The sequence below is a fragment of the Pseudomonas sp. Sample_22 genome (genome assembly GCF_004307635.1).
In the GTDB taxonomy this organism is placed as follows: domain Bacteria; phylum Pseudomonadota; class Gammaproteobacteria; order Pseudomonadales; family Pseudomonadaceae; genus Aquipseudomonas.
Genome location: NZ_RCNY01000068.1, coordinates 100,211 through 108,547 on the forward strand (window position 1 = coordinate 100,211; position 8,337 = coordinate 108,547).

7 protein-coding genes and 4 tRNA genes are annotated in these 8,337 nt (G+C 59.3%); 2 read left to right on the plus strand and 9 right to left on the minus strand.

Annotation, left to right across the window (positions count from 1 at the left end):
* Nucleotides 1-24 precede the first annotated feature (24 nt).
* From D8U73_RS18580 to gltX, 9 genes are all read right to left on the minus strand, one after another.
* Nucleotides 25-984 (minus strand): tRNA-dihydrouridine synthase, encoded by a 960-nt coding sequence (locus D8U73_RS18580; RefSeq protein WP_130905378.1) that lies wholly within the window; start codon nt 982-984, stop codon nt 25-27.
* A gap of 75 nt (nt 985-1,059) precedes the next feature.
* Nucleotides 1,060-1,497 (minus strand): thioesterase family protein, encoded by a 438-nt coding sequence (locus D8U73_RS18585; protein WP_056853718.1) that lies wholly within the window; start codon nt 1,495-1,497, stop codon nt 1,060-1,062.
* A 48-nt stretch (nt 1,498-1,545) separates the two neighbouring features.
* A complete protein-coding gene (locus D8U73_RS18590; protein WP_056853719.1) occupies nt 1,546-2,379 on the minus strand; it encodes an alpha/beta hydrolase in 834 nt (277 codons plus the stop codon).
* Between the two features lie 29 nt (nt 2,380-2,408).
* Nucleotides 2,409-2,948, minus strand: a complete 540-nt coding sequence (locus tag D8U73_RS18595; RefSeq protein ID WP_056853720.1) for a TetR/AcrR family transcriptional regulator — start codon at nt 2,946-2,948, stop codon at nt 2,409-2,411.
* Nucleotides 2,949-3,132: 184 nt separating this feature from the next.
* A tRNA-Glu gene (locus D8U73_RS18600) sits at nt 3,133-3,208 on the minus strand.
* An 80-nt stretch (nt 3,209-3,288) separates the two neighbouring features.
* Nucleotides 3,289-3,364 (minus strand) — tRNA-Ala (locus tag D8U73_RS18605).
* A 53-nt stretch (nt 3,365-3,417) separates the two neighbouring features.
* Nucleotides 3,418-3,493 (minus strand) — tRNA-Glu (locus D8U73_RS18610).
* A 79-nt stretch (nt 3,494-3,572) separates the two neighbouring features.
* Nucleotides 3,573-3,648 (minus strand) — tRNA-Ala (locus D8U73_RS18615).
* Between the two features lie 201 nt (nt 3,649-3,849).
* Nucleotides 3,850-5,331: a glutamate--tRNA ligase gene (gene gltX / locus D8U73_RS18620; protein WP_056853721.1), complete on the minus strand. Its 1,482-nt coding sequence runs from the start codon at nt 5,329-5,331 to the stop codon at nt 3,850-3,852.
* Between the two features lie 220 nt (nt 5,332-5,551).
* Between gltX and D8U73_RS18625 the strand changes: the two genes are divergently transcribed.
* Both D8U73_RS18625 and D8U73_RS18630 read left to right on the plus strand, forming a co-directional pair.
* Entirely contained in the window at nt 5,552-6,640 is a 1,089-nt protein-coding gene (locus D8U73_RS18625; RefSeq protein WP_130905379.1) for an HlyD family secretion protein, read from the plus strand.
* Between the two features lie 49 nt (nt 6,641-6,689).
* Nucleotides 6,690-8,180, plus strand: a complete 1,491-nt coding sequence (locus tag D8U73_RS18630; protein ID WP_177336562.1) for an MDR family MFS transporter — start codon at nt 6,690-6,692, stop codon at nt 8,178-8,180.
* Nucleotides 8,181-8,337 lie beyond the last annotated feature (157 nt).

An 8,337-nucleotide genomic window follows, 5' to 3' on the forward strand; every position in this document is an offset into this window, starting at 1 on the left:
TTTCTGCTTTTTTAATAAAGAGCTTCAGGCCGCTTCGGCCACCGGCAGACCCAGCAAACGCGATACGTTATCCAGCTCGGTCTCACGCCGCAGCACCGTGAACAGCTCGACAGCCTCGGGATAATTGCGCGTCAACATCGCCAGCCATTGCTTCAAGCGGCCAGGCGATTGCCGCGCAGTCATCTGCGCCTTGGCTTGCAACCAGAAATCCTGGATCAACGGCAACAGCTCGGTCCAGGTCATTTCCACGACCTCTTCACCCGCTCGTGCGGCGGCGATTTGCCTGGCCAGATCGGGACGCGAAACCAGGCCGCGGCCGAGCATGATGTCTTCCACACCGCTGATTTCGCGGCAACGGCGCCAGTCGTCGACGCTCCAGATATCACCGTTGGCGAACACCGGCACCTTGACCACGTCCTGCACCCGCGGAATCCATTCCCAGTGCGCTGGCGGCTTGTAGCCATCCACTTTGGTCCGGGCATGCACCACGATGTGTTCCGCCCCGCCTTCGGCCAGCGCCGTGGCGCAAACCAGCGAGCCGTCCGGGCTGTCGAAACCCAGGCGCATTTTCGCGGTAACAGGAATGTGCGCCGGAACGGCACGACGGACATGCTCGACGATCCGGTTAAGCAGCTCGGGCTCTTTGAGCAGCACCGCACCGCCACGGGATTTGTTCACGGTCTTGGCCGGGCAACCAAAGTTCAGGTCGATCACCTCGGAACCCAGCTCACAGGCCAGCGCGGCGTTTTCCGCCAGGCATACAGGGTCGGAACCGAGCAGTTGCACACGCAGCGGTACACCGGAGGCCGTGCGGGCGCCGTTGAGCAGCTCTGGGCCGAACTTGTGGAAATAGGCCGGCGTGAGCAACTGATCGTTGACCCGAATGAATTCGGTCACACACCAATCGATGCCACCCACTCGGGTCAGCACGTCGCGCAGGATGTCGTCGACCAACCCCTCCATGGGCGCCAAAGCAATTTGCATGAAAAAACACACTCAACGAAAAAACGTGCGGCAGTTTACTGGATTATCGAGCGAAAGACTTGCCACACAGTCTTGTCAAATCAGGACCTGTAAGGCCGGGCCATAGCCTTCGATGAACTCGGCCGGCATGCGCTTGGGCTTGCCGCTGGACAGCTCAATGCAGACGAAGGTGGTTTGCGCCCGCAACAAGGTCGAATTGTCACTTGGACGCTTGAGCTGGAAATGCCGGGTCATTTTGAGGCGCTGATCCCAATCGACGATCCAGGTCGCCAATTGCAACTCATCACCTTCATAGGCGGCAGCCAGGTAATCAATTTCGTGCCGTACCACTGCCATGGCCCGATCCAGGCGACGGTATTCGACCAGATCCAGGCCAAGGCGCTGGGAATGGCGCCAGGCACAGCGTTCGAGCCAGGTCACGTACACCGCATTATTGGCGTGGCCCAAACCGTCAATGTCCTCGGCGCCCACTTGCAAATCAATGATGAACGGCGTTGCCCGATCCCAGCCCATGCCCCACTCCCGGTCAGATTATTTCGACCGGGGCAGTGTAACGGAAGCTCAGGCCGATTGGCGCGATTGCAGGCTGCGACCGGCCAGCAGTGATAACACGCCATCAATCACCCGAGGGTCGGCCAGCACTCGCTGATGACCGCCCTCCGGCAAGCGCAGCAAGCGACTGTCGAACCAGGCTTCGTGGATCAGCTGCGACTCCCTGACCGAGACAAAGTCGTCGTCTTCGGCGTGAACGATCAGGCCAGGCATGTCGAGTTGATAGTGGGCGACATCCAGCATCGCAGCGCGCATCCCGACATCTTTCTCGACTTGGCGAATAAACGCCGAACGGGCTTTGGGCGGCAGGCCCACATACCGGGCAAATCCGCGCAACACGCCAAGAATGCGAGCCGGAGCGCCAATAGTGACCAGCGTTTCGGTGCGCAAGCCCAGTTGCACCGCAAGCATGGCACTGGCGCCGCCCATTGAATGCCCGATGACGGCCTGCAACGGCGGCAGCTCGGCGGCCGCTTCCAGCATGGCGCGGGCGAACAACACGACGTTCGCTTCACTGCCGGGTGAGCGACCGTGGGCCGGACCATCCAGGGCAACCACCGAGTAACCGGCGTCGACCAGCGCAGTAATCAAACTGGCGAACTGTGTCGGCCGCCCTTCCCAGCCGTGCATCAGCAATACCGCCGGGCCTTGCCCCCAACGCAACGCCGACAGGCCAAACCGCAAGGTAATCCGCTCGGACCTCGCCAGCAGCGGAAGCTCCCAATCACGGGGCGGCAAATCCCTTGGCGTCATGAACGCCAGTCGCATCTTGCTTGCCACCAGTTTCGGTGCAAACCAACCCAAGGTGCCATTCACGCCACGAACCCACTTCAACGTGCTCATCGCATTCTCCCCAGGCCGCAGCCTTCAGGTCACAGCACCGCTGATTTGGCGGCGCGAAGTAAACGATCGGACAACTCTCCCGGCCCCAGCGCCCGCGCCAGAGCCAGACCTCCCACCATCAACGCCATATCAGCCAAGGCCTTGTCGGTGTCTTCCGGGCTGGCCGCCAACTGCGCGACCATCATTTCCACGTGTTCATTCAGGGCGATTCGAAATGCTTCCGGCAGTCGCCCCAGCTCACCGACGGACGCCGGGATCGGGCACGCCGATTCCGACGAGTCCCGGTGTTTGCGCGACAGATAAAACGCCGCCACCAACGCGCGACGTTCTTCACCGGTCAATTCGGCATCCATATCGGCAATCAGGCCTCGGCGATGACCGAGCAACTGCTTGAACGCCTCCAGCATCATTGCGTCCTTGCTTTCGAAGTGCGCATAGAAGCCGCCAACCGTCAGACCGGCCGCCCCCATCACTTCACCCACGCTCGGTTCCGCCGGGCCACGCTGAATCAGCGCTGCACTGGCGGCCTTGAGAATGCGTTCGCGGGTTTGAGCTTTTTTATCGTTCATCGTTGCCTCCGAATATTACGATTAGAATATTATTCTCATAATAATATTCTGCAAGTGGTGGATGTGACCGCTGGTCTGAAGAACAGTTTGAAAGAATTGGGGAGATTTGGCCAAACGCCAGACAAACAAAAGGGCCATTCAATAATTGAATGACCCTTATAAAATCCCGCAGAGCGGGTAATCGTGGCGTCCCCTAGGGGACTCGAACCCCTGTTACCGCCGTGAAAGGGCGGTGTCCTAGGCCACTAGACGAAGGGGACACAAACCCTTCTATACAACTGATCAGTGCTGAGAGCTGATCGATTCAAGGCCGGTGTGGCCAGACCTTGAACTGTAAAATTGGTGGAGCTAAGCGGGATCGAACCGCTGACCTCCTGCATGCCATGCAGGCGCTCTCCCAGCTGAGCTATAGCCCCGGATTTTTCGCCTCGCGGCGGAGTGACATCTTTCAACATCACTTCTGTGAAACTGGCGTCCCCTAGGGGACTCGAACCCCTGTTACCGCCGTGAAAGGGCGGTGTCCTAGGCCACTAGACGAAGGGGACGCAAACCCTTCTATACAACTGATCAACGCTGAGTGTTGATCGCTTCAAGGCCGGTGTGGCCAGGCCTTGAAGTGTAAATTGGTGGAGCTAGACGGGATCGAACCGTCGACCTCTTGCATGCCATGCAAGCGCTCTCCCAGCTGAGCTATAGCCCCTCATCGTTGATGTCATCGCTGAGGACGGGGCGAATCTTAAGGGCGTATCGGAAGCCTGTCAAACTTATTTTTCAAAAAATTTAAAATTTTTTGCCGACATAACAACCACTTACCGCCCTCCCCCCGAAAATCCGGGGGAAGCGCCGAAGATCGGGATCAAAAGATCGCGGCCTTCGGCAGCCCCTGCAGAGTCAAACGCAATCAGGCAATAGCGCCCAAGAGCTTTTCCCACTCCTTGTTTTCTTTCTTCGACACGCCACCGAGCAGGTCAATGGCCTGGCGCAGACGGAAACGGGTCAGGTCAGGTCCGAGGATTTCCATCGCATCGAGCACCGATACCGAACTGGCCTGACCGGTAATCGCAGCGAACATCAGCGGCATGGCGTCACGCAGCTTCAGCTCCAGGGACTCGACCACGGCCTGAATGGTCGCGGTGATGTTGTCCTTCTCCCACTGACGCAGGCTTTCGAGCTTCCAGAGGATCAACTGCATCAACTGCCGAACCTGATCACCCGACAGCTTTTTCGATTCAAACAGTTTGGCATCCGGGTTGACACCACCGGCAAAGAAGAACCCCGCCAGCGGTGCGACCTGACTGAAGGTTTCAACCCGGCCCTGCACGTGCGGGGCAATCTTCATCATGTATTCGGAGTTGAATGCCCACTTCTGCACGCGCGCGGCGAACTCTTCCACCGGCAGGTCACGCAGCCATTGGCCGTTTAGCCACGACAATTTTTCGATGTCGAAAATCGGCCCGCCCAGGGAAACGCGCTTCAGATCGAAATTGTCGACCATCTCCTGCAACGAGAACTTTTCACGCTCGTCAGGCATCGACCAGCCCATGCGCCCCAGGTAGTTGAGCATTGCCTCAGGCATGAAGCCCATGCGCTCGTAGAAAGTCACCGAGGTCGGGTTCTTGCGCTTGGACAGCTTGCTCTTGTCCGGGTTACGCAGCAGCGGCATGTAGCATAGCTCCGGTTGTTCCCAGCCGAAGTATTCGTAAAGCAGGATCAGCTTCGGAGCCGACGGCAGCCACTCTTCGCCGCGCAGTACGTGGGTGATGCCCATCAGGTGATCGTCGACCACGTTGGCCAGGAAGTACGTCGGCAAGCCGTCGGTCTTCATCAGGACCTGCATGTCCATGCGGTCCCACGGGATTTCAACGTCGCCACGCAGCATGTCCGGCACCACGCAGACGCCTTCGCTCGGCACCTTCATGCGGATCACATGCGGCTCGCCGGCAGCGAGGCGGCGCGCCACTTCTTCTTTGGACAGCAACAGTGCACGGCCGTCGTAACGCGGGGTTTCGCCACGCGCCATCTGCTCGGCGCGCATCTGGTCCAGCTCTTCGGCGGTGCAGAAGCACGGGAAGGCATGGCCCATGTCGACCAGTTGCTGGCAATACTTCTGATAAATATCACCGCGCTCGCTTTGCCGGTATGGACCGTGCGGGCCGCCGACGTCCGGGCCTTCGCTCCAGTCGATCCCCAGCCAGCGCAGGGCGTCGAAAATCTGCTGTTCGGACTCGCGGGTCGAGCGCAACTGGTCGGTGTCTTCGATCCGCAGGATGAACTCACCGCCATGCTGCTTGGCAAAGCAGTAATTGAACAATGCGATGTAAGCGGTACCTACATGGGGGTCCCCGGTAGGCGATGGCGCGATGCGCGTGCGGACGGTGGTCATGGCAAGTCTCGAAAAGAAGATCAAACAAAGGGCGAATGGTAACAGGCGACACCCGTCCCGCTCCAGCGAACAGGGCATTTAAGCCAAGGTTGCGACTACAACGCCCGTACGGTGCGGTGAATGGCCGAATATCAGCCAACGCCATTTACCGTTTATCGGCTGTATGCCAGATTCACCTGCTGATAACTTTTCTTACATATTCTCGACTACAGTTTGCCCCATGCCTGCCCAACTCAAGCGTCGCCTTTCCATTTTCCTGCTGATCGTCCTGCTGATTGCCGGGGGTTTCTTTGCCCAGTGGTTCTTCAAGGGACGGTTTTATGAAAGCACTGACAACGCCTATGTGCAGGGCGAAATCACCCGTGTGTCGAGCCAATTGGGCGCGCGCATCGATCAAGTGCTGGTGCAGGACAACCAGCACGTCGAGAAAGGCCAACTACTGATCCGCCTCGAAGGCGATGACTTCCGCCTCGCTGTCGACCGCGCCAACGCGACCCTCGCCACCCGGCAAGCCGAACGCCTGCAAGCCCAGAGCAAGCTGACCCAGCAAGCCAGCCTGATCGCCGCCAGCGATGCGCAAGTCGCCTCCAGCCAAGCCAGCCTCGGCCGCTCGCAGATTGACCTGAACCGCGCCGAAACCTTGCGCAAACCGGGTTATGTCTCGGAAGAGCGCGTGACTACCCTCTCCGCCGACAACCACATTGCCCGCTCGCAACTGGCCAAGGCCCAAGCGGACGCCCAGGGTCAGCGCCAGCAGATCAACGCACTGAACGCCGAAATCAAACGCCTCGACGCACAGATCGCCAACGCCAGGACCGACCTGGCCCAGGCCGAACTGAACCTGACCCGCAGCGGCATTCACGCACCCATCAGCGGCCTGATCGGCCAGCGCGCCGCGCGCAATGGTCAATATGTGCAGGCCGGCGCCTACCTGCTGTCGATCGTGCCGGATGAAGACATCTGGATTCAGGCCAATTTCAAGGAAACCCAGATTGGCCACATGCAGCCCGGGCAGAAAGCCGAACTGATCTTCGATGCCTACGGTGACACGCCGATCGAAGCGCGGGTCGACAGCCTGTTCGCGGCCTCGGGCGCACAGTTCAGCCTGTTGCCACCGGACAATGCCACGGGCAACTTCACCAAAGTCGTACAGCGGATCCCGGTCAAGCTGACGTTCGCCGTCGACAATCCGCTGCGCGGCAAGATTCGCCCGGGCATGTCGGTCACCGCCAAGGTGAACATCAAGGACACCCCGGAACACGTCAGCGCCAGCTTGAGCAGCAAAGACGCCGCTGACGATGGCCGGTGATCAACTGATCCGCCCGGTCGGGGAACCGACGCGGCGGGACTGGATTGCGGTGATGAGCGTGATGCTCGGCGCGTTCATGGCGGTGCTGGACATCCAGATCACCAACTCATCGCTCAAGGACATTCAGGGTGCACTGTCGGCCACCCTGGAAGAAGGCTCGTGGATTTCCACCTCGTACCTGGTGGCGGAAATCATCATGATCCCGCTCACCGCCTGGCTCGTGCAGTTGCTTTCGGCGCGGCGTCTGGCGGTGTGGGTGTCCCTCGGTTTCCTGGTCGCTTCCCTGCTGTGCTCCATGGCGTGGAGCCTGGAAAGCATGATTGTCTTCCGCGCCCTGCAGGGGTTCACCGGTGGCGCGCTGATTCCGCTGGCCTTCACTCTCACACTGATCAAACTCCCGGAGCATCACCGCGCCAAAGGCATGGCCATGTTCGCCATGACCGCCACCTTCGCGCCCTCCATCGGCCCGACGCTTGGCGGTTGGCTGACAGAGAATTGGGGTTGGGAATACATCTTCTACATCAACATTCCGCCCGGACTGATCATGATTGCCGGCTTGATGTACGGCCTGGAAAAGAAAGAAGCGCATTGGGAACTGCTGAAAAGCACCGACTACGCCGGCATTGTCACACTGGGTGTGGGACTGGGCTGTCTGCAGGTGTTTCTGGAAGAAGGCCATCGCAAGGACTGGCTTGAGTCGGATCTGATCGTGACGCTGGGCAGCATCGCCCTGATCAGTCTGATCACCTTTGTGATCGTGCAGTTTTCCAAACCCAATCCGCTGATCAACCTCGGTATCCTCGGCAATCGCAATTTCGGCTTATCGAGCATTTCCAGTATCGGGATGGGGGTCGGCCTGTATGGCTCGATCTACCTGTTGCCGCTTTACCTGGCGCAGATCCAGAACTACAACGCGCTGCAGATCGGTGAAGTGATCATGTGGATGGGTGTGCCGCAACTGTTTCTGATTCCGCTGGTGCCCAAGCTGATGAAATACGTCTCGCCGAAATGGCTGTGCACGCTGGGTTTCGGTTTGTTCGGACTGGCGAGCTTCTCTTCAGGCGTATTGAATCCGGATTTCGCCGGGCCGCAGTTCAATCAGATCCAGATCATCCGCGCCCTGGGCCAGCCATTGATCATGGTCACCATTTCGCTGATCGCCACTGCCTACATTCTTCCGCAGGACGCCGGGTCCGCGTCGAGCCTGTTCAATATCCTGCGCAATCTCGGCGGGGCCATTGGCATCGCCCTCCTCGCCACGCTGCTGGATGCCCGGACCAAGACCTATTTTGATTACTTGCGCGAGGCGATAGTGCCGACCAACCCGCAAGTGGCGGAGCGGTTGGCGTCACTGACAGACCGGTTTGGCAGCGAGGCTGCGGCGCTGGGCAAGCTCAGTGAGATCGCCCATCAGCAGGCGTCGATCATGGCGTACAACGATGCGTTTCACTTTGTCGGGATTGCGCTGGGAATCAGCATGCTGGCGGTGTTGCTGACCCGGAAACTACCCGAGGGGTTGAAGGCTGGCGAGGCGCATTGAGATCGAGGCGCGGCCTTCGCGGGCAAGCCTCGCTCCTACAGTTCTTGCGGCGCCCACAGGACGACACAAACCTGTAGATACTCTGTTCACGGTCAAGCTTTTGCGAGATGTTTTTCGCTAAAAAGCTTGGCCGTATTAAATTCTTCTCCGGAACGCA